The organism is Brachybacterium paraconglomeratum, from assembly GCF_039541415.1.
Lineage (GTDB): Bacteria > Actinomycetota > Actinomycetes > Actinomycetales > Dermabacteraceae > Brachybacterium > Brachybacterium paraconglomeratum_A.
This window is the reverse complement of sequence record NZ_BAABGE010000004.1, coordinates 291,494-312,512: the sequence shown is the minus strand read 5'-3', so window position 1 is coordinate 312,512 and position 21,019 is coordinate 291,494. Positions and strand designations below refer to the sequence as shown.

The window sequence follows — 21,019 nt, the reverse complement described above, 5'->3', positions numbered from 1 at the left end:
GACCACCCACTGATCACCACGGAAGGACCCGATCATGACGAACCGACGCATTCCCTTCAGCCCCCGAGCTGCCGTCCGCCGGCCCCTCACCCGCCGCGCCGCCCTGCTGGGCGGCGGAGCGGGCCTGATGGGCCTGGGCCTCGCGGCCTGCGGCACCGACGACTCCGGCAGCGGCAGTGGCAGCAGCGACAACGGCGGCGGTGGTGGCGAGACCATCACGCTCGGCTACATCCCGTCCTGGACCGACGGCCTGTCCACCGCCTACCTGCTCGACAACCGCCTGACGGCCATGGGCTACACCGTCGAGCACGAGCCGATCACCGAGGCTGGTGTGCTCTACGCGGGCCTCGCCCAGGGCGATGTCGACATCTTCCCCTCGGCCTGGCCCGAGGTCACCCACGCCTCCTACATGGAGGAGTACGGCGACTCCATCGAGGACCTGGTCCCCTACTACGAGGGTGCGGTGCTCAACCTCGCCGTCCCCGAGTACGTCGACATCACCTCGATCGACGAGCTGGCTGGTCAGGCTGACCGCTTCGGCGGTCGGATCGTCGGCATCGAGCCCGGCGCCGGTCTCACCGAGGCCACTCAGGAGCGCGTGATCCCCGGCTATGGTCTCGACGACTACGAGCTGATCACCTCCTCCACCCCGGCGATGATCACCGAGCTGGAGAGCGCGATCGATGCCCAGGAGGACATCGTCGTCACGCTCTGGACCCCGTTCTGGGCGATGCCCGCCTACTCGATGAAGGCACTCGAGGACCCCGAGGGCCACTTCGGTGAGGCCGAGGCCCTGCACCACCTGGCCCGTCAGGGCTTCGGCGCGGACTTCCCGGACGTCACCGAGTGGATCGCCGGCGCCGCCCTGACCGATGAGGAGTTCGGCTCGCTCGAGGACATGGTCGTCAACGAGTTCGGCGAGGGCAAGTATGCCGAGGCCGTGGAGAAGTGGCTCGAGGAGAACCCCGACGTCCTCCCGCCGCTGCCCGGCGAGTGACCCTCCCCCGTCTCGCCCCGTCGGCCGCGAGGGACTGACCTTCCGGCCGACGGTGCAGCGTCCTCGCACAGCGAGCGACAGCGCGAGGCTGCACAGCGAACGGGCCGACCACGACATCGTCGTGGTCGGCCCGTACTGTCATCCTCCGCGGCTGCGACCCCCGGGCCAGTGCGCACACGCAAGGAATGTGCGGGCTCGGAGCGTGCGCGGGCTCGGAGCGTACGCGCGCTCAGTGCGCGAGAGCCACCTCGGCGCCGGCCTTGGCGGAGGCATAGCAGGCATCGATCACGCGGGCACGGCGCAGCGCGAGAGAGCCTTCGTGCGCGGCCCAGTCCCCGGACTGGACCTTCTGGAGGAACTCGGCGATCGCCGCAGCGTGCCGGCCGTCCTCGCCGACCACGGGCTGCAGCTCGGCAGGGATGCCCGCGACCTCGGTCCAGACCTTCAGCACCTGGTGCGGGTGCGTCGGATCACCGCCCCACTCGATCGTCGCGCCGCCGTCGGCCCCGTAGAGGGTGACGTAGCAGAGGTCGTGCGGGATCCATTGGGCCCAGCTGGACTCCAGCAGCATCGTGCCCCCGCCGTCCAGGCGCAGGAAGGCGGTGGCGAGGTCCTCGACCTCGAAGGGCACGCCCTCCTCGACCTGCGAGATGCCGAAGCCGGAGCCGCCCCGGCCCAGCGGTCCGAACTCGGCGTGGGTGGAGGCCGAGGCCGCGGTGACCTCGGGCTCGCCCATCAGGTGCAGCGCCATATCGAGCATGTGGATGCCGATGTCCATCATCGCGCCGCCGCCCGAGCTGGCGGCTTTGGTGAACCAGGTGCCGAGGCCCGGGATGCCCTGGCGACGGATCCATCCGGCCTTGGCGTAGTAGAGGTTCCCGAGCACGCCGGAGTCGACCACGGCCTTCAGCGCCGTGACATCCCCGCGCTGACGGTGATTGAAGGACACCTCGAGCACCCGGCCCGCACGGTGCGCGGCCTCGACCATGCGCGCGGCAGCCTCGCCGGTCTGCGCCATCGGCTTCTCGGTCAGCACATGCACGCCAGCTTCGAGGGCGTGGACCGCCATCGGCTCGTGCAGGAAGGTGGGGGTGGCGATGGAGACGACGTCGAGCTCCGCCTCGGCGATCATCTGCTTCCAGTCCTGGTAGCGGCCGGGCACGTCGTGCTCCTGCCCGAACTGCTCCAGCAGGTGCTCCTCCATCGCGGACAGTGCGACGAGGTCGACGGCGGGGTCGGCGGCGTAGGCGGCCACATGCTGCTGGCCGGCCCAGCCCAGGCCGATCACTCCGGCGCGCAGCTTTCGCTGGGCGCCCTCCGGTGCTGCAACGGTCATGGTGCGTGATTCCCTTCGGTGGGTGGGGTGGGTCGATCTGTAGGTCGGTCGGTTATCTGGTCAGCGGGTCGGTCGGTGGAGCTGTCGATGGAGAGCAGGGCCAGCGGGTCCTCGCGCAGGCGAGCCAGGGCGAGCTCGATCGCTCCGCGCACCACCACGTCCTGGCCCAGCGCACTGGCCAGCAGGTGCGGGAACGGGGGCGCCGAGACCTCGGGCAGGACGGCGCGGGCGTGGGCCAGCACGGGTTCGATGGCCGTCGCGATCGCGCCGGCGACCACGACCTTCTCGACCCCGAGGAGGCTGGAGAGGATCGCGGCGATGCGGGCCAGCCGCTCCCCGGTCCGGTCCAGCACCTCACGCGCCAGCGCATCGCCCTCGTGGGCGGCGGCGAAGACGTCCTCCGCAGTGAGCAGCTCGGCAGGGATCGTCTCCAGAGCGGGTGAAGCCGCCCCGGCCACGAGCGCCTCGAGAGTCCAGCGGCGTGCGAGGGCTGCGACGCCGTCGGCCCCACGGGAGTCGCCGAGCACGGCGTCGAGGAAGCGCATCTCTCCGGCGCCGCCGTCGGCTCCGCGCAGCAGGCGGCCGTCGACGATGAGACCGGCGCCGAAGCGTTCGCCCATCAGCAGCGCCGCGAGGTGCTCGGTGCGGTCCCCCGATGACGACCCACCGGGTGCGGCCTCTGCCAGCGCGTGCTCGGCCAGCACAGCGAGGTTCGCATCGTTCTCGACGACGACAGTGCCATCCAGCGCGTCGAGGAAGCCCGGGTTCATGGCGGACCAGTAGGCGCCTCCGACTGCGGGCGAGTTCCCGGCGGAGTCGACCGGGGCGGGGACACCGATGACGGTCAGCAGGCGCGGTCTATCGCTCGCGCCGGCCTGGTCGAGGACCTCCTCGACGAGGGACCGCACAGCGTCCACCCGTTCTTCGGCCGCAGCCGCCCCCCGCTCCGCATCCGTGCCGTCGAGCTCGCCATGCACCGCGCATCGCGCGGCCGCGAGCTGATGCCCGCGCAGGTCCGCGACCCTGGCGCTGAGGGTGTGCTGGCCAGCGTCGATACCGATCAGAACGGCGGCCTCGGCACGGAGTGCGTAGTGGCGGGCGGGCCGACCCCGCTGGACCACCCCGCTCTCCCGCTCGCCGGTGACCTCGTGGAGCCAGCCGGCCTGCTCGAGCTCGGCGCAGACGCCGAGCACCGTCGCCCGGGTGAGCCCGGTCGCCGCCATCGCATCGGCCGCGGTGAAGGCCTCGACCCGCAGGGCGTGCTGGAGCAGCGCCTGCCGGTTGGCCTGACGCATCAGCTGGGGCGAACTCGCGCCGCGGTCCTGGCCGGTTGACATCACTTCCACCCCGCTCCATACTTTCGATAGGCTGTAAATATAACGCTTGATGTATCTATGGTCGCATCTAATCCAAGAGCCTGCACACTCTTTCGCGAAGGAGACGATGGTGTCATCCTCGACCGGCTTGACCGGCCCCCTCACCCGACGAACCCTGCTGGCTGGGGCTGGCGGTGCGCTCACCGCAGCGGCCCTCGCCGCCTGCGGCAGCGCGAGCGGCTCCTCCCAGCTGACGCTGTACCAGTCCAAGCCGGAAGCGATCCCCTACTTCGGCCAGCTCGCCGGTGACTTCTCCAGCTCCCAGAGCCGCTTCACCGTTCAGCACGACATCGCCACAAACCTCTCGGCGAGCTTCGTGCGCAACACTCCGCCGGACCTCGGCTGCCTGAACTACAACCTCGAGATGGGACGGTTCATGGAACGCGGCGCCCTCTCGGACCTCGCCGACATGCCCGAGGCCGGGATGATCCGCGAGGATGTCGCGGAGCTCGCCGACTGGTATCCCACCTATGAGGGGCGCACCAGCGTGCTGCCCTACTCGGTGACCGCCGCGTCGGTCATCTACAACCGACGGATCTTCGAAGAGCACGGCGTGGAGGTTCCTGCCACCTGGGAGGAGTTCCTGACCGTCTGCGAGACGCTCCTGAGCGCGGATGTCACGCCCATCTATGCGACTCTGCTCGATCCGTGGACGATCGCGCAGGGCCTGTTCGACTACACCGTCGGCGGGCTCGTGGACGTGCGCTCCTTCTACCAGCAGATGAACGAGATCGGCGAGGACGTCGGCCTCGATTCCGACGTCTCGTTCCAGAAGACCTTGCTCGAGCCGGTGCAGCGCATGGTCGAGCTGATCCCCTATCTCAACGCGGATGCCTCGAGCCGGGCCTACGGCGATGGCAACACGGCGATGGCGCAGGAGCAGGCGGCCATGTACTTCCAGGGCCCCTGGGCCTTCGGAGAGATCGAGAAGGCTGGCGGCGACTTGGATCTCGGCACCTTCCCGCTGCCGATGACCGACGATCCGGCCGATCGGAAGGTCCGCGTGAACATCGACCTCTCTCTGTGGATCCCCGACGCTGCGAACGAGCAGGAGGGGGCGCGGGAGCTGCTGCAGTTCCTCATGCGGCCCGAGGTGCAGAACCCGTACAACGCAGAGTTCCTCGCCTTCGGCACCACGAAGGACGCCCCTGCGGTCACCGATGACCGGATCGCGGAGATGCAGCAGTACTACGACGAGGGCCGCTTCTACATGGGCGCCTCGCAGTTCATCCCGAACTCGATCCCTGCCCAGAACTACATCCAGTCGATCGTCGGCGGCGCCGACGCCGAGCAGGTCCTGGCGCGCATGGATGCCGACTGGGCCCGCCTGGCCTTCCGGGAGTGATCACGCCATGACTCACCAGCAAGGAGCGTCGATGTCGACGACGACACCCTCTCGCACCACCGACGCGGACGGCACCAGCCGGCCCCGCACCCCGATCGTCCACCGCAAGCGACGGATCGATCCCCTCTATTACCTGTTCCTGTTCCCCTCGTTGGCCCTGTTCAGCCTCGCAGTCACCCTGCCGGCAGTGCTGGGCTTCGGGTACAGCTTCACCAACTCCATCGGCTTCGGCGACTGGGAGTTCATCGGCTTCCGCAACTACATCGCGATGTTCCGCGATCAGGGGATCCTGGGTTCGTACGCCTTCACCCTCGGCTTCTCGCTGATCACCGTGATCCTGGTGAACATCCTCGCCTTCGCATTGGCTCTGGGCCTGACCTCGAAGATCCGTTTCACCACCGTGCTGCGCACGATCTATGTGATCCCGATGGTCATCTCCGGCATCGTCATCGCCTTCGTATTCCAGTACCTGTTCGCGAACACCCTTCCGGGGATCGGGCAGACGATCGGCTCGGAGGCGCTGTCCACCTCGATCCTCGCCGACCCCGACTGGGCCTGGCTGTCGATCGTGATCGTCACCGCCTGGCAGTCGATCCCCTCGACGATGCTCATCTACATCGCCGGGCTGGTCACCATTCCCGGTGAGGTGTACGAGGCCGGGTCGATCGACGGGGCGACGGGCTGGCAGAGCGTCCGGCACATCACGTTGCCGCTGGTCTCCGGGTTCATCGTCATCAACACGATCCTCGGCTTCAAGAACTACCTGAACGCCTACGACATCATCGTGGGCCTCACCGATGGCGGCCCGGGCGTCGCCACCCGCTCCGTGGCGATGTCGATCTTCCGCGGCTTCGAGGGCGGCGACTACGCCTACCAGATGGCGAACGCGATGGTCTTCTTCCTGATCTCGATCGCGCTCGCGCTCCTCCAGCTCCGCATCACCCGAGGAAGGACGGCGTTCTGATCATGTCGACCACCACGTCTGCCGCTGCTGCGGCACCGAACTCCACGTCCTCCACCGCCACTTCACAGCCCGTGCGTCGCCGCCGCGGGAAGGTGGGCAGGGAGCGCACCAACTGGACCGCCACCGTGCTGCTCATGGTGGGCGCGCTGGCCGTGCTGGTGCCGCTGTTCGTCACGGTGAACATGTCGCTGAAGACCACCGCGCAGGCGGTCGACGGCAATGCGTTCGGCCTGCCCTCCCCGCTCACCTTCTCGAGCTTCGTCGAGGCCTGGAACCTCACGAACTTCCCGCGCGGCTTCGCCATCTCGATCTTCATCACGGTGATCGCGGTGATCGGCGAGATCGTGATCTCGTCCCTCGCGGCCTACGCGATCGTGCGCAACTGGGATCGGCGCGCCTTCCGCTGGTCGTTCTTCTACCTGCTGGCGGCGATGTTCATCCCGTTCCCGGTGGTGGCGCTCCCCCAGATCCAGCTCACGGGCATGCTCGGGCTGGACAACCCGCTGGGGGTCGCGATCCTGCACATCGCCTTCTCCCTCGCGTTCAACACCCTGCTGTTCACCGCATTCCTGCGCACCATCCCGCTCGAGCTGGAGGAGTCGATGCGGATGGACGGCGCCGGCACCTGGAAGGTGTTCTGGAAGCTGATCCTGCCGCTGCTGGGACCGATGTGCGCGACCGTGGGCATCTTCGCCTTCATCGCCTCGTGGAACGACTTCATGATGCCGTCGCTGATCATCTCGGACCCTACGCTGCAGACCATCCCGGTGCTGCAGAACATGTTCCAGACCCAGTTCAGCAACAGCTACAACGTCGCCTTCGCCTCGTACCTGATGGCGATGGCGCCGGCGATCATCGTCTACCTGTTCGCGCAGCGCTGGGTCATGTCCGGCCTGACCCAGGGCGCCATCAAGTAGCCCCCGCTCATACCAGAATGTCACCCACCACCCGCGATACCCGGAGGTTCCCCGACCGTGACCACTGCTCCTCAGACCGTTCCCGCCGACCCGCAGGCCAACGCCGACTGGTGGCGCCAGGCGGCCGTCTACCAGATCTATCCGCGCTCCTTCGCGGACAGCAACGGTGACGGCATCGGCGACCTGGGCGGGATCATCTCCCGCGTGCCCTACCTGCAGCAGCTCGGCCTGGACGCCGTGTGGCTGAGCCCGTTCTATCCCTCGGCACTCGCGGACGGCGGCTACGACGTGGACGACTTCCGGGACGTCGACCCGAAGATCGGCACCCTGGCGGAGTTCGACGAGATGGTCACCGCGCTCCACGGCGCGGGCATCAAGCTGATCGTCGACCTGGTCCCCAACCACTCCTCGAATCGCCATGAATGGTTCCTCGAGGCACTGGCCTCCCCGAAGGGCTCCAACGCCCGGGAGCGGTACATCTTCCGCGACGGCACGGGGGAGAACGGGGAGCTGCCCCCGGCGGACTGGACCTCGATCTTCGGCGGCCCGGCCTGGACCCGGGTGCCCGACGGCCAGTGGTACCTGCACTCCTTCGCGTCTGAGCAGCCCGACTTCAACTGGAAGCACCCCGAGGTCCACGAGGACTTCACCACGACGCTGCGGTTCTGGTCGGACCGCGGGGTCGACGGCTTCCGCATCGATGTGGCGCATGGCCTGGCCAAGGATCTCGGCGAGGTGCTGCCGAGCAAGGCCGACCTGAAGGCGATGCCCAAGGACGGCACCCACCCGCTGTGGGACCGCGACGAGGTCCACGAGATCTACGCCGAGTGGCGCGCCGTGTTCAACGAGTACACCCCCGCCCGCACCGCCGTCGCGGAGGCCTGGGTGGAGACCCCGGAGCGCCGCGCGAAGTACGCGAGCCCGGAAGGCCTGGGCCAGGCGTTCAACTTCGATCTGATGGAGGCGGACTTCGACGCGACTCACTTCCGCGACATCGTCACCGACAACCTGGCGCAGTCCGCAGTGACGGGCTCGTCCACCACCTGGGTGTTCTCGAACCATGACGGAGTGCGCCATGCGACCCGCTACGGCCTGCCGCCGCGCGCGGGACGCCCCGGCAAGCAGGGTGCGGACTGGGTGCTCGCCGGCGGTCCGGACGACGGGATCGACAAGGAGCTGGGCCTGCGCCGGGCGCGGGCGGCGACGATGTTCGAGCTGGCCCTGCCGGGCAGCGCCTACCTGTACCAGGGCGAGGAGCTGGGCCTGCACGAGGTCGCCGAGATCCCCGATGCGCAGCGGCAGGATCCCGCCTTCTGGCGCACCACCGCGGAGGATCGCGGCTTCGACGGCCTGGGCCGCGATGGCTGCCGGGTGCCGCTGCCGTGGACCCGCGAGGGCGAGTCGTTCGGCTTCGGCACCGGCGGCGCGCACCTGCCCCAGCCCGCCTGGTTCGCAGACTCCTCGGTCGAGGCTGAGGATGGCGTGGCGGGCTCGACCCTGGAGATGTACCGCGAGGCGCTGCGCCTGCGCGGAGAGCTGCAGAGCGAGGAGTCGCTGACCTGGGACGAGGAGCTCTCCACCGGTGACGTCCTCGCCTTCGAGCGGCCCGGCGGGTGGCTGAACGTCACGAACTTCGGTGACGCGCCGGTCGCACTGCCGGAGGGCGAGGTGCTGCTCGCGAGCACGCCGCTCACGGCGGCCGAGCGCGCCGCGCAGGAGCTTCCCGGCGCCGCCACGGTCTGGATGCGGCGCCCGGGAGCCTGATCTTTCGAGGCAGATCCTTCGAGCCTGATCCCTCGAGCCTTAGCCCCTCGGGCTCTGCTCTCCGAGCCGGTGGCGATGCCCCGGATGTCGACCCTTGCGGTCGATGTCCGGGGCATCGCCCGTTCCGGAGCACTTCGGCGCGGCCTCCCAGCACCCGCTGCGCCCCGCCCGCTTGTCACGCAGTGCTCACCCCGGGCGTGACCGAACCGTCCACATGGAACGCCAATCGTGGCTGCATCGTCCACAGGATCGAATCCGATCCCGCTGGGCACCTTGGCGGCGCGCGGGGTGGGTCCGGCCTGGCTGAGTTCCCTGCTGCGCGGCGCCCGTGGGCAGGAAGCACGCGATGCGGTCGTCTCCCTGCTCGGAGAGCGCATCGGCGAGTAAGGGGCACCGGCGCGCGAGGACCGCTCAGCACCTGTCAGGGATAGGCGATGAAGTCGAGCTCTTCGAAGGCGCTGACCTCGTCCTGCCACCGGGTCGCGACGAACTGCTGGTGGTCTGGGTGTGCGTCGTAGGCGGCGAAGGTCGCCTCGTCCGCGAAGGTCATCGCGAACTGGAATCGGAAGTCCGACTTGGGGCTGACCTGGCGCGAGACGACGAAGTCAGCGACCCCGTCGATCTCGCGGAGCAGGGCGGGCGCCTCGGTGAGGAAGTCCCGCTCTGCGGCGGAGTCCGGGGCGTGCACGAGGGTGAAGGAGACGGTGTGGCGGATCATCAGGCCACAGTAGATCGAGAGCCCCGTGACGAGGGCCTGGCGGTGACGGCGTGAGACGCGATGAGGTCGGGGCGCTGGAGATCCGGGTGCTCGATGCGAAGGCGCGCGATGTTGAGGCACGGGAAATCGCGGCACCGGACATCGAGGCATGAGCAGCTGCGGTGGGCGATGTCGCCGCGCGGAGGGCCTCGTCGGTGGCCGGGAGCATTCCGGTGCATCGGCCGGGGTGGGGTGCCCCCGAGAAAGCCTGGCCGCTCTGGGTCGCCCGAGGGGATCTCCGACGTCCCGGTCCGGTATTCGGCAGCTGATCGACAGCTCCTTGCCCGCGCACGGGGCTACGTCGGCGCTGCCGATGATTCCGTCAGCCTCGCCCCGATCCCGCTCCTGCGCCTCGATGCGATCCGACGGCGCCCCGTGGCCCTCATCGCTGCTCGCGCCAGTGTCGACGTGGCTGTCCTCGACCGGCACGACCGGCGCTACCGGTCCGAGCGGCGGAGCGGAGCTCACCACCGTGGTGCCACCGTGTCCGGTCCAGGCCACCAGGTGGCCGGGGAGCTCCGGGTCCTCGATGCGCTCCACCCGGGCGGTGTCATCTTCTCTGGCGAGGTTGCAGTACGCGCAGGCGCCCTGCCCGTTGTCCAGGCTGGTGGGGCCACCCTTGCTCGCCGGCACGATGTGGTCGTGGTGGCGCAACGGCGCATCGCAGTACGGGGCCCGGCAGGTGCCATCACGCCAGTTCAGGAAGCGCTTCAGGGCAGCCGGGAACTCCCGGGCCTGAGACTCCACGGCGACCAGCTCCCCGGCGGTGGGATGGAGGAACAGACGGCGCAGGACGACCCGCAGCTGAGGCCCGTCCGGGCCATAGCGGTCCTCTGCCGGATCGTCGGGCTCGGCGAGCGCGTTGCGCAGCTCTTCGCGCAGGGCCTCGACCGGGACCGGGCCGTAACCTTCGATGTGGGCCACGTCGCCGTGATCCGGGGAGAGCAGGGCACGTTCGGTCATCATGATCCCGAGCTCGAGGGTCACCGGTTCCATGCCGCCGTCCCGCCCGAGCAGCGTGTCGACAAGGGCATCCGCCATCAGCGCGCCATGACCGTGCCGGGCGCCGTCGGCCCGTCGGCGTTCCGCCTCGAGGGAGAGCCGTTTGTGGACGAGCTTCGCGTCGAGGGCCGGAAGGAACGCGCTGACCGTCGCCATGCCGTGCTCCCCCGGGGTGAAGTTCACGTGCCGAACCTTGCGCGCCGCCTGGTGACGGCTGGCGGTGCCCTGCGGATCGAGCTCGGTGATGGCTTCAGCAACAGCTTTCTGCCATCTCTTCACCCCGGCGCCGTCCATCCTCGGCAGCCGCTCGAAGAGGATCGCGTCGACCTGGCGGCGCTGCCGGTCATCGAGCGGTCCCGTCGCAGAGGCGGTGGCATAGGCGACCGTCGCCGTGATCTTGCCTCCGGCGAGCGCCTGGAGCATGCGGGGCATGGCGCCGACGAGGCGCTGCGCCGACGTCAGGGTCTTCTTCGTCGTCGACGGCGAACGCCTGGTCACGAGGGAGAAGTCGCGTGCGGTTCTGGCATCGGCCTGACGGATCAGCCGATCCAGCGGTGGGAGGTGGGCGTTCTCATGGGCGGCATCGTCTCGCGCGGCCTGCACCTGGTCGCGCGAGGTCGCCTCGGCGAGCGCGACCACGGCCCGTGCCTCGAGGGCGTCGAGCGAGCTGCGCGCGTCATGGATCGTGTCGAGCAGGTTCTTGTACGCACCTCGCGGCCGCGCACCGGGTTCGAACATCTTCCTCGGTGTGGCCGCCAGTGCGGAGAGCAGGAAGTCGGTGTCCCCGATCAGTTCTGCGAGGCCGGTGGGACCCGCCTCTCGAAGCGCAGCGAGGAGCGCCTCGGCAGCGGGATGCTCCTGCGAGGACTCCTGGATGTCCGCTGTCGCCATGCCTCCATTCTTCCCGGTCGACCCCGGAATCGAAACCCCATGCGAGAAATGTGGATAACTTCCGTCCCGACTCAGAACTGTGACTCCAAGAGGACTCCTGAGGGTCCAGCCTGCATCGATGCGAGATCCGCACCCTCTCATCCGCCAGGGCCGGGAACATCGACACCGCACCGGAGGGATGGTGGATGAATATGTGGATAAGTGGCCACTGTGGAGGAACGGTCGCAATTCTCGCCGCGCATCAGCCCTCGCCGTGCACCAGCTCTCGCCGTGCACCAGCCCGCCATCTCGCCGCTCCACCCCGCCAGACCTTGCGCTGCGCGCCGCGCGGGTATCTGATGGCCTCAGACCCCACCGCTCCCCACCCGCAGGAGGACCCGATGGAGAAGCTCGACCGCCCACCGACCGCCACCGGCCCGTCCACGTCCTTCACCGGCGAGGTCCTCCTGGACGCGATCCGCGGCCCGCGCGGGGAGTCGCGGGCGGCGATGAACCATGTGCACTTCGCCCCGGGCTCCCGGACCCACTGGCACTGGCATCCGGTGGGTCAGACGCTCTACGGGACCGAGGGCGTGGGGGTGGTGGTCACCCGCGCTGGGGAGGTGCTCACGCTCGAGCCCGGCCGCACCATCTGGATCCCACCGCGCGAGGAGCACTGGCACGGCGCACTCGGCTCCTCCCCGATGTCCCACATCGCAGTGCAGGAGGCCGACGAGAACGACGAGACCGTGATCTGGCTCGAGCCGGTGAGCGATGAGGAGTTCGCTCGCGCGGACGCCGCCGTCGGCGCCTGATCCCCCACGGCCCCACGTATCCGACGGCTCCGAACGCTGCTGTCGACCAACCGGTCCGACGGGTTCGTGACCTGCACGGACACCCGTCGGACCACCCTCCAGGCGGGCCCGGGACGGCCCCGTCGCCGCATGGTCGTCTAGGTTAGTGAACCCCGTCGGAGACTCCGGCGGACCGCCTCGACCGAAGGAGATCGCCATGCGCAAGGCCGCCCTTCCCATCAGCCTCACCACCCTGCTCCTGATCATCATCATCCTGCTGCTCGTGCTCTGATCCGCACGTGCTCACACGGTTTGAGCAGAGTTCCCACCCCGCACAGGGCATCGGCAGCGCCGGTGCCCTGTGCGCTGTGCCGCCCGCTCTCGGGCCCACCACAGGATCTGACCGCTCTGCGGACAGGGCCTGCCCGCTCGTCGCCGGAGGATGGGGGCACGGTGGCGCGATGGCGCTTCCGTCCACCTGACCACCAGCACCCCGCACCTCGAGAGAGCACCCCATGAGCGCCACCGTCCAGATCACGTTCGATGCCCACGACCCGCGCGCACTCTCGCTGTTCTGGAGGGAGGTGCTCGGCTATGTGCATCCGGGCCCTCCTGGCGTCGACCTGGCCCCGGGCGCCGATCCGCTGGTCGCGTGGGACGAGTTCCTGGCAGCGAGCGGCGTTCCCGAGGCGCAGCGCAACAGCGCCTCCGCCCTCGAGGACCCCGAAGGAGCCGGACCGCGACTCTTCTTCCAGCAGGTCCCGGAGGACAAGGTCGCCAAGAACCGGCTGCATCTCGATGTGCGCACAGCTCCCGAGCTGCGCGGGGACGAGCGGATGGCCGCGCTCGAAGCCCGCAGCGCACAGCTGATCGCGCTCGGGGCCACGCGACTGGAGCGCCACCAACCGGAAGCGCCGATGAGCATCGGCTTCCTCGTGATGGCCGACCCCGAGGGCAACGAGTTCTGCCTCGACTGACATGAGTGCACTGACACGGCTGGACCGGAACCGCCGAGCCACCCGAGCCGTCCACCCACGCCACCCGGACTGAACTTCCCCAGCTCCGGGTCTTGACCGCGCCCCGCGAGCGTCCTACTGTATTAGCCACCTAATACATTGAGACAGGGAGTCGCTGATGCAGTTCGACAGTTCACTCCCGATCTGGATGCAGCTGGTCACGGAATTCTCCCGACGGATCGTCGTCGGCCAGTGGCCCGCTGGAGTCAGGATCCCGGGTGTGCGGGGGCTCGCCGCCGACCTCGGCGTCAACCCGAACACGATCCAACGGGCTCTGTCCGAGCTCGAGCGCGAGGGGCTCTGCCGCTCCGAACGCACCTCCGGCCGCTTCGTCACCGAGGACGCCGACCGGATCGACAGACTGCGAGCAGACCTCGCCGAGGAGGCCGCAGACGTCTTCATCGAGCACGCCCACGGCTTCGGCATGGGACGCGTGCAGGCCCAGCAGCTCCTCTCCGAGAGATGGGAACACCATGACCACGACAGCAACGGCAGACCCCAGACCGAGGGAGCCTGAGATGACCACCCCCGCACAGATGCGGCATCCTCTGATCTCCACCAAAGGGCTGACCAAGACCTTCGGCCGGATCACCGCGATCGACTCGCTGGATCTCGAGCTCACAGGCGGCCGGATCATCGGCCTGCTGGGCGAGAACGGATGCGGCAAGACCACGCTGATGAAGATCCTCGCCGGCGTGATCAGCGACTACCAGGGGGAGGCCCGCATCGCCGGCCTGGTCCCGGGTCCGGCGTCGAAGGCGAAGGTCTCCTTCCTCCCCGACACCAGCTTCCTGCCCGACGGGGCCCGGGCGAGCTACTGCGTGGACCTGTACAGCGACTTCTTCGAGGACTTCGACGCCGCCAAGGCTCACGAGCTGATCCGGTTCTTCGGACTCGACGAGTCGATGCGCCTGAAGGCGATGTCCAAGGGCATGCGGGAGAAGGTGCAGATCGCGCTGGCGATGTCCCGCCAGGCCGAGGTGTTCCTGCTCGACGAGCCGATCAGCGGCGTGGACCCCGCCGCCCGCCAGATCATCCTCGACGGGATCCTCAGCACCCTCGAGGAGGACTCGCTGCTGCTGATCTCCACCCACCTCATCCACGACCTCGAGCCGATCCTCGACTCGGTGGTCATGATGCGGCACGGCTCCGTGGTCCTCGCCGGGGAGGCCGATGACCTCCGCGCAGCGCACGGGGCCAGCCTCGACGAGATCTTCAAGGAGACGTACCGATGATCCCCACACTCGTGAAGCACGAATGGCTGCGCACGCGCGGCCTGCTCGGCACCCTCGGCGCGATCGTGCTGGTGCTGGTCGCCGCGGGCACCGCTCTGACCGCGACCGGCTGGCCCGGGATCTCCCTGATCGGGATGCTGATGGTGGTGATCCCGCTCGGCGCGCTGATCCCGGCGCTGCAGATCGGCCTGACCATCCATTACTGGCAGTCCAGCTACAGCCGCACCGGATACTTCACCCAGTCCCTGCCCGTGCGCGGGTCCACGATCTATGCGGCGAAGATGCTCTGGGCGCTGCTGATCTCCCTCGCCGGACTGCTGGTCAGCGTCCTCCTGCTGATCGCCGCCTGGCCGGTGATCGCCGGGCAGATGGGGACCGATCGCAACCCCTTCGCGGTCATCCAGCAGATGTGGAGCACCGGTGCCGCAGTCACCTCGACCCCGCTCCTGCTCGCCGGCATCATGCTCTTCGTGGGCATGATCCTGGTCTGGCCGATCCAGTACTTCTTCGCCGCCTCGGTGGGCAGCGAGACCCCGCTGAACCGGCTCGGCCTCGGGGGCCCCGTGATCGTCTTCCTCGGCCTGTACCTCGCCCTGCAGATCCTGACCTTCCTCGGGATGGCCGCCTTCCCCTGGGGGATCGCGATGGTCGACGGGCAGCTCGGAGTGGAGCGCTGGTCGATGTTCACCGAGATGGCGGCAGGAACCGCCAGCAGTGACGACATCATGCCGATCGGGTTCCTGCCGGTGGTCCTGCTGGTGACCCTGGTGTGCCTCCTGCGCACTGTCCACTCCTGGAGGAGCAGGGTCAGCCTCGTGTGAGGAGCGCGAGGGCGAAGGAGCGCGAGGTCGAAGGAGCGCGATGCGGAGGGCCGCCCGGAGCATGGGGTGGCCCTCCCATTACGCTGAGCAGCATCCGACCCGCCTCCCGAGGAGCACGACGATGTACCACGGCACACCCCTGCGCGAGGCTCGCCTGCTCATCACCGGCGGCGCCCGGGGTCTCGGTCGCAGCCTGGCCCTGGAGGCCGCGCGGCGCGGGGCCGCGGTGACGATCTGGGATCTCGACCAGGAGCGCGCCGAGGCCGTCGTCTCCGAGATCACGGCCCTGGGCGCCGGCGCGTCCGCCGCCCGGGTAGACGTCACTGATCGCGAGCAGGTCGCCGCGGCCGCGCTGGAGGCAGGCCCGCAGGATGTGGTGATCAACAATGCCGGCATCGTCACCGGCAAGCCGCTGCTGGAGGCGAGCGACGAGGAGATCAGGCGCACCTTCGAGCTGAACACCCTCGCCCTGTTCTGGGTGACGCGCGCCTTCCTGCCCGGGATGCTCGAGCGGGACCGCGGGACCGTCGCCACCATTGCCAGCGCCGCGGGCCTCGCCGGGGTCGCCCGGCAGACGGACTACTCCGCCAGCAAGTGGGCGGCGATCGGATTCACCGAATCGCTGCGGGCGGAGCTGCGCACGGACTCCCGCAGCGTCGGCACCTTCGTGATGGCCCCCTACTACATCGACACCGGCATGTTCGAGGGGGCGAGCACGAGGTACCCACGCCTGCTGCCGATCCTGAAGGAGCAGGACGTGGCACGCCGGGCGATCACGGCGATCGAACGCGGGACCGAACAGATCATCACCCCGTGGCTCGCCCGACTGCTCCCTGCCGCCCGGATCCTGCCGGTGCGGCTGTTCGACCGCGGCCTGGATCTGCTGGGCATCAACCACTCGATGGACGAGTTCGTGGGGCGGGCTCCCTCCAGTTCTCGGGATTCAGGACGAGGAGCACGACCGGCACCATGATCACGGCGGCGAGGATGCCGAGCATCGAGAAGCTGGTGGCGACCATCAGCGGGCCGGCCGCGAAGGCGACGATCGCGCCGAGCAGGTTCGACAGCGCATCCGCTCCGCCCTGAGCAGAGGCCCTCGAGCGGTCCTGCACCACCGCGCTGAACAGCGCGGAGGCGGTGACGTTCATGAACGACCAGCCCAGGCCCAGCAGCACCAGGCAGGCGATGATGCCTCCGGTGGTGCCGGAGGCGAAGACCGCGGCGAGGAGCGACATGGCGAACAGCAGGATGCCGATGCTGACGGTCGCCCGGTGGCCGGCCCGGTCCACCAGGATCCCGACCACCGGGGACAGGCCGAACATGCCCACCACGTGCAGGCTGATGGTCAGGCCGACGAGCGTGAGCGAGCCGCCCTGGTGCGCGATATGCACCGGCGTCATCGTCATCAGCGAGACCATCACGACCTGCGAGGTCAGCAGCGCGACCAGGGCGGTGCGGGCGCGACGGTCCGCGCGGAGCTCGGCGATCATCGCCCGGAATCGTGCGGCGCGGCTCGCGCGGAGGGGTGCGACCGGTGCGCTGCCGACGGGGGTGCGGCCGACGGGCACCTGCGGCGCATCGCCCGATGGCGCCTGCTCGCCATCGAGCGCCGCCAGTCGGCTGGCGAGGATGTGCAGCGGGTCCGGCCGCAGCAGCACGAGCACGATGGTGCCGGCCAGCAGAGACGCGACGGCGGCGATGAGGAAGGCCGCGGCGTAGACGGACAGCCCGGTCACCGCGCCGAGCGCCTCCCCCGGCACGCCGAGGTTCGGGCCCAGCACGTTGCCGATCGCCCCCATCCACACCACCAGGGAGAGGGAGCGGGCCCGGGTCGAGGGGGCGGCGAGGTCCGTCGCGGCGAAGCGGGACTGGAGGCTCGCTGCGGTGCCGGCGCCGGTCAGCAGCAGACCCAGGAATAGCGGGACGGTGAGTTCGAACTGCGCCGCGGCGACCAGCAGGGCCGCGCCGGTGGCGGCGACCCACCAGCCGGTGACCAGCGCGACGCGCCTGCCGCGACGAGCGGCGAGGTTGCCCAGCGGGATCCCGAGCAGTGCGGCGCCGAGGGTCGAGGAGGTGCGGGCCAGGCCTGCCCAGGCTTCGTTGTCGGTGACCTCCCCCGCGAGCAGGATCCCGATCGAGGGGGTGACACCGAGGGCGATGGTGCCGAGGACCTGCGCGAGCACGAGCACCACCAGGGTGCGGCGCTGCAGGGGGTCATGGACCGCGGTCGCGGTTCCCCGCGGTCCGCCGACGGCCGACGTCTCTGCCATGCGCTCCCCTGCCGAGCTCTCGTCCCGTGCGGCGCAGCGGCGACGCAGCTCGCATCGTAGACCGTGCGCCCTCACGCACCGCACCCGGACGATCCGCGCACGGCGTCGTCGGCCTCAGCCGCCTCGTCGGCCCCAGCGGAGCCGATGCGCATCTGGCTGTGAGGGAAGGCCCGGGTCGTTCCTTCCCGCGCCGGGCTCGAGAAGCCAGTTCCCGACCTTGAGGAGACATTGATCTGGGTGCCATAGGCTCGCATGAAGTGTCCTCTGACTAGGAGAGATCATGCGTTCTCATCGTTCTCGTCGTTCTTTCGGTGGTCTGGCGGCCATCGTCCTCACCGGTGCGATCGTGTTCACCGGGTGCACCGACAGCGGAACTGACGACGGGCAGGCAGCGGGTGGATCTGAGTCGACGGAGCCGTCCGAGGGTGGCGGCCACGGCGACATGGAGCACCCGATGGATGGCGGCCCAGCGCCCGAGGGGATGGCGCCTGCGGAGGACCCTGAATTCCCGGTCGGCACCGAGGTGACGCTCACGGCGGACCACATGGAGGGCATGCACGGCGCCCCGGCGACGATCTCGGGCGCCTTCGACACCACGACATACTCGGTCAGCTTCACGCCGACCGATGGCGGCGAGCCGGTCACCGACCACAGGTGGGTCGTGCACGAGGAGCTCGCGAACCCGGGCGAGGCGCCGCTGGCCGAGGGCGCCGAGGCAGTCATCACCGCAGAACACATGGCGGGCATGGAGGGCGCGGCGGCCACCATCGACAGCGCCACCGAGGAGACCGTGTACATGGTCGACTACGAGGCCGACGGGATGATGATGACGAACCACAAATGGGTCGTCGAGAGCGAGATCGAGGCTGCCTGATGACGAACTCGTCGAACCTTCATGGCCCAGCCACCCCCTTCTCCGGTGGGCCGCGCCGCCGTACCGTCCGCCTGCCCCGTCGGTCACTCATGATCGGTGCCGGCCTGCTCCCCCTGGTCATCGCCGGCTGCGGGACCCGCGGATCCGCGCCCGCTGCGGTCGCGGGTGACCAGGACCTGCTCCAGGAGCATGGCTTCGCGGGAGCCGAGGCGCGCGAGATCATCGACCGACTCGAAGCACTCCCCTTGGCTGGGCGCCCGCAGAACCTGATCGCCAGCGTCGCCGCGACCTCCCTCCAGCTCCAGGACGATGCAGGACGAGTGGCCGAGCTGCCCCTTCCCGAGGAGCAGTTCTACCTGTCGGTGGCCCCTTTCGTGGAGACCACCCACGAGTGCGCCTTCCACAGCCTGACGACGTGCCGCGGGGAGCTGCGCCGCCGCGAGCTGATCGTGAACGTGGTCGACGGAAGCTCCGGCGAGATTCTCGAGGAGGGCCCTCGCACCACGCATGACAACGGGTTCATCGGCTTCTGGCTGCCGCGCGGCATCACCGCGGACCTCTCGTTCACCCTCGACGACCCCGCCGGGGCCGACTACGCCGGGTCCGCGACGATCTCGACGCAGGCGGAGGATGATCTGACCTGCCTGACCAGTCTCCAGCTGACCTGAGCCTGCGACACCTCCGCCCGCTTCTGACCTGCGGTGGTCGGCTCAGCGACCAGCGGCGACCCGGGGCAGGCGGAGGGTGAAGGTGGCTCCCCGCCCCGACCCCTCGCTGGCTGCGGACAGGGTCCCACCGTGCGCATCGACCAGGGCTCGACTGATCGTCAGGCCGATGCCGGATCCAGAATTCGCTCGGGTGCGTGAGCTGTCGGCACGGAAGAAGCGTTCGAACAGGCGGGACCGGTCCTCGGCGGTGAATCCGTCACCGTCATCAGCGACCGTGATCTCCACCGTGCTGCCGTGAGCAGCTGCTGAGACGATGACGGTGCCCCCAGGTGAGGTGTGGCGCAGCGCATTGCTCAGCAGGTTGCCGAGCACTTGGGCGAGGCGGTCCGGGTCCACGTGAACCGTCGGAGGATCTCCCTGCGCCCTTCCTCCCTGCAACGCCACACCGGCCGCCTCGAACCTCTCCTCCCATTCCTGGAGGGTCGATACCAGCAGCTCATCGACGGCGAGGGGGCGCAGTGTCACCGCGAGCTGGCCCTCTTCGGCTCGGGACACCTCGCTGATGTCGTCGGCCAGCCGCGACAGCCGCATGGTCTGGCCGGCGAGGATGGGCATTGCTGCGTCAGGGTCGATGACGCCGTCGGCCATCGCCTCGTGATGCGCCGAGAGGGTGGCGATGGGGGTGCGCAGCTCGTGGGCGAGGTCGGAGAGCAGCCGGCGCCGGGTCTCCTCGACGGCATCGAGCCGGGCGGCCATGTCGTTGAGCGTGGCGGCCAGCGAGTCCAGTTCAGCCCCGGCCCCGACGGAGGGCACGCGCGTGGAGTAGTGGCCCCGGGACAGTTCATCGACACCCGAGGTGAGGCCGTGGAGCGTCCGACGGAGTCGTCGCGCCAGGTTCCAGGTGACGAGCCCCGCGGTCAGGAGGGAGACCACCAGTCCGACTCCGAGGGCGAGGGCGAGGGCGTCGCGGTAGGCGAGTTCGATATGGATGAGCTCGGCGCTGCCCATCGGGAGATCGGTCTGGAGCAGGTGGTGGTGGAAGACGGCCGGTCCGATGATCACCGTCAGCACCGTGATGGTGAGCGCGCCCGCGAGCAGCACGATGAGCTGACCGATCATCAGGCGTGAGGCCAGGCTGGTGCCGGGGCGAGCCCTGCGCACAGAGGCACTGGGGGCGGTCACGCGCTCACCCCTTTCCCATCCGGTATCCGATGCCGCGCACCGTGATGACGAACCGTGGATACTCCGCCGTCTCGTCGAGCTTTCGGCGGAGGTTGGCGATGTGCACATCGACCAGATGGTCATCACCGACCCAGCTGTCACCCCACACGATCTCCATCAGCTGGCGGCGGCTGAAGGCCTGGCCCGGGCTGTGCGACAACGTCATCAGGAGCCCCCTCTCGATAGGGGTCAGCGGCAGCGGTCGGCCAGCGAGGCGCACCTCCTGCGCGGTCGCATCGATCTCGAGCGCTCCGAACGTGAGCACCGTCCCTGACGACGCGATCCCGGACTCGACACGAGGCCGGCGCAGCACGGCGTGGACCCGTGCGACGAGCTCGCGCACGCTGAACGGCTTGGTGAGATAGTCATCCGCACCCACCGAGAGACCCACCAGGCGATCCACCTCCTCGGACCGCGCCGTCGTGATCAGCACGTAGCAGTCGGAGAAGGCGCGAATCCTCCGCAGCACCTCCAGACCGTCCAGGTCCGGCAGGCCGAGATCGAGGATGATCACGTCCGGCGACAAGGCGCGGACCCTCTCCACCGCCTCCAGACCGCTCCGCGCGCCGGCAGTCGCGTAGCCGGCCTTCGCCAAGTACGCCTGGACCACATCCGACAGCGCCGCTTCGTCCTCGACGACGAGAACCATTGCTGCTGCTCGCTCCGCTGCACTCCTCATGGGGACCAGTCTGATCCCCGGTCGAGGGTGCGGTGTCGCTGCCGACGCCGTCGCGCCGTCTCTTGACCAGATCTTGAGGCCCCTCGACGAATACCCCCCGGGGGTATAGAGTG

The 21,019-nt window shown here is 69.2% G+C and carries 21 protein-coding genes; 15 read left to right on the top strand and 6 right to left on the bottom strand.

Annotated features, from left to right (window positions below):
* Positions 1-34: 34 nt before the first annotated feature.
* Complete coding sequence (locus ABD893_RS05930; protein ID WP_345076789.1) at positions 35-997, top strand: glycine betaine ABC transporter substrate-binding protein; 963 nt, start codon at positions 35-37, stop codon at positions 995-997.
* 229 nt (positions 998-1,226) lie between these two features.
* On the opposite strand, the gene ABD893_RS05925 is transcribed toward ABD893_RS05930, so the two are convergent.
* Entirely contained in the window at positions 1,227-2,333 is a 1,107-nt protein-coding gene (locus tag ABD893_RS05925) for a Gfo/Idh/MocA family protein (RefSeq protein WP_345076786.1), read from the bottom strand.
* On the bottom strand, positions 2,330-3,670 hold the full coding sequence (locus ABD893_RS05920; RefSeq protein WP_345076783.1) for an ROK family protein: 1,341 nt from the start codon (positions 3,668-3,670) through the stop codon (positions 2,330-2,332). Before ABD893_RS05920 ends, ABD893_RS05925 begins: the two co-directional genes overlap by 4 nt.
* A 106-nt stretch (positions 3,671-3,776) precedes the next feature.
* On the opposite strand from ABD893_RS05920, the gene ABD893_RS05915 reads away from it, so the two are divergent.
* The 5 genes from ABD893_RS05915 to ABD893_RS05895 all read left to right on the top strand — a co-directional run bounded on the left by ABD893_RS05915 (position 3,777) and on the right by ABD893_RS05895 (position 9,086).
* Complete coding sequence (locus ABD893_RS05915; RefSeq protein ID WP_345076780.1) at positions 3,777-5,054, top strand: ABC transporter substrate-binding protein; 1,278 nt, start codon at positions 3,777-3,779, stop codon at positions 5,052-5,054.
* A gap of 31 nt (positions 5,055-5,085) precedes the next feature.
* On the top strand, positions 5,086-6,018 hold the full coding sequence (locus ABD893_RS05910) for a carbohydrate ABC transporter permease (RefSeq protein ID WP_345076777.1): 933 nt from the start codon (positions 5,086-5,088) through the stop codon (positions 6,016-6,018).
* A 2-nt stretch (positions 6,019-6,020) separates the two neighbouring features.
* Complete coding sequence (locus ABD893_RS05905; protein WP_345076774.1) at positions 6,021-6,935, top strand: carbohydrate ABC transporter permease; 915 nt, start codon at positions 6,021-6,023, stop codon at positions 6,933-6,935.
* 57 nt (positions 6,936-6,992) lie between these two features.
* Positions 6,993-8,699 carry a glycoside hydrolase family 13 protein gene (locus tag ABD893_RS05900; RefSeq protein WP_345076771.1) on the top strand — a complete coding sequence of 569 codons (1,707 nt, stop codon included), beginning with the start codon at positions 6,993-6,995 and terminating at the stop codon, positions 8,697-8,699.
* A gap of 228 nt (positions 8,700-8,927) precedes the next feature.
* A complete protein-coding gene (locus ABD893_RS05895; RefSeq protein ID WP_345076768.1) occupies positions 8,928-9,086 on the top strand; it encodes a hypothetical protein in 159 nt (52 codons plus the stop codon).
* Positions 9,087-9,120: 34 nt separating this feature from the next.
* Here ABD893_RS05895 and ABD893_RS05890 read toward each other — a convergent pair whose 3' ends face one another.
* Positions 9,121-11,349, bottom strand: a complete 2,229-nt coding sequence (locus ABD893_RS05890) for a Dabb family protein (RefSeq protein WP_345076765.1) — start codon at positions 11,347-11,349, stop codon at positions 9,121-9,123.
* 380 nt (positions 11,350-11,729) lie between these two features.
* On the opposite strand from ABD893_RS05890, the gene ABD893_RS05885 reads away from it, so the two are divergent.
* From ABD893_RS05885 to ABD893_RS05855, 7 genes are all read left to right on the top strand, one after another.
* Positions 11,730-12,143 (top strand): (R)-mandelonitrile lyase, encoded by a 414-nt coding sequence (locus tag ABD893_RS05885; RefSeq protein ID WP_345076762.1) that lies wholly within the window; start codon positions 11,730-11,732, stop codon positions 12,141-12,143.
* A gap of 145 nt (positions 12,144-12,288) precedes the next feature.
* The gene (locus ABD893_RS05880) at positions 12,289-12,414 is read left to right on the top strand and encodes a hypothetical protein (RefSeq protein WP_345076759.1); all 126 of its coding nucleotides are present in this window, start codon (positions 12,289-12,291) and stop codon (positions 12,412-12,414) included.
* A gap of 223 nt (positions 12,415-12,637) precedes the next feature.
* Positions 12,638-13,099, top strand: coding sequence for a VOC family protein (locus ABD893_RS05875; protein ID WP_345076756.1), 462 nt, complete (start codon positions 12,638-12,640; stop codon positions 13,097-13,099).
* A gap of 157 nt (positions 13,100-13,256) precedes the next feature.
* Positions 13,257-13,655 carry a GntR family transcriptional regulator gene (locus tag ABD893_RS05870; RefSeq protein ID WP_345076754.1) on the top strand — a complete coding sequence of 133 codons (399 nt, stop codon included), beginning with the start codon at positions 13,257-13,259 and terminating at the stop codon, positions 13,653-13,655.
* Between the two features lies 1 nt (position 13,656).
* Positions 13,657-14,373: an ABC transporter ATP-binding protein gene (locus ABD893_RS05865; protein WP_345076751.1), complete on the top strand. Its 717-nt coding sequence runs from the start codon at positions 13,657-13,659 to the stop codon at positions 14,371-14,373.
* Positions 14,370-15,194: a hypothetical protein gene (locus tag ABD893_RS05860; RefSeq protein WP_345076748.1), complete on the top strand. Its 825-nt coding sequence runs from the start codon at positions 14,370-14,372 to the stop codon at positions 15,192-15,194. The genes ABD893_RS05865 and ABD893_RS05860 overlap by 4 nt, the downstream gene beginning before the upstream one ends.
* A 121-nt stretch (positions 15,195-15,315) precedes the next feature.
* The gene (locus ABD893_RS05855) at positions 15,316-16,167 is read left to right on the top strand and encodes an SDR family oxidoreductase (RefSeq protein ID WP_345076745.1); all 852 of its coding nucleotides are present in this window, start codon (positions 15,316-15,318) and stop codon (positions 16,165-16,167) included.
* Here the strand turns inward: ABD893_RS05855 and ABD893_RS05850 are convergent.
* The gene (locus tag ABD893_RS05850) at positions 16,085-17,464 is read right to left on the bottom strand and encodes an MFS transporter (protein WP_345076742.1); all 1,380 of its coding nucleotides are present in this window, start codon (positions 17,462-17,464) and stop codon (positions 16,085-16,087) included. The two genes, ABD893_RS05855 and ABD893_RS05850, sit on opposite strands and share 83 nt — an antisense overlap.
* Before the next feature lie 280 nt (positions 17,465-17,744).
* Here ABD893_RS05850 and ABD893_RS05845 point away from each other — a divergent pair, with 280 nt between their 5' ends.
* Positions 17,745-18,338 carry a YdhK family protein gene (locus ABD893_RS05845; protein WP_345076739.1) on the top strand — a complete coding sequence of 198 codons (594 nt, stop codon included), beginning with the start codon at positions 17,745-17,747 and terminating at the stop codon, positions 18,336-18,338.
* A complete protein-coding gene (locus ABD893_RS05840) occupies positions 18,338-19,006 on the top strand; it encodes a CueP family metal-binding protein (protein WP_345076736.1) in 669 nt (222 codons plus the stop codon). Before ABD893_RS05845 ends, ABD893_RS05840 begins: the two co-directional genes overlap by 1 nt.
* A gap of 42 nt (positions 19,007-19,048) precedes the next feature.
* Here the strand turns inward: ABD893_RS05840 and ABD893_RS05835 are convergent, their stop codons facing one another.
* Both ABD893_RS05835 and ABD893_RS05830 read right to left on the bottom strand, forming a co-directional pair.
* Positions 19,049-20,125, bottom strand: coding sequence for a sensor histidine kinase (locus ABD893_RS05835; protein WP_345077740.1), 1,077 nt, complete (start codon positions 20,123-20,125; stop codon positions 19,049-19,051).
* 67 nt (positions 20,126-20,192) lie between these two features.
* Entirely contained in the window at positions 20,193-20,876 is a 684-nt protein-coding gene (locus ABD893_RS05830; RefSeq protein ID WP_345076733.1) for a response regulator transcription factor, read from the bottom strand.
* Between the last annotated feature and the right edge of the window lie 143 nt (positions 20,877-21,019).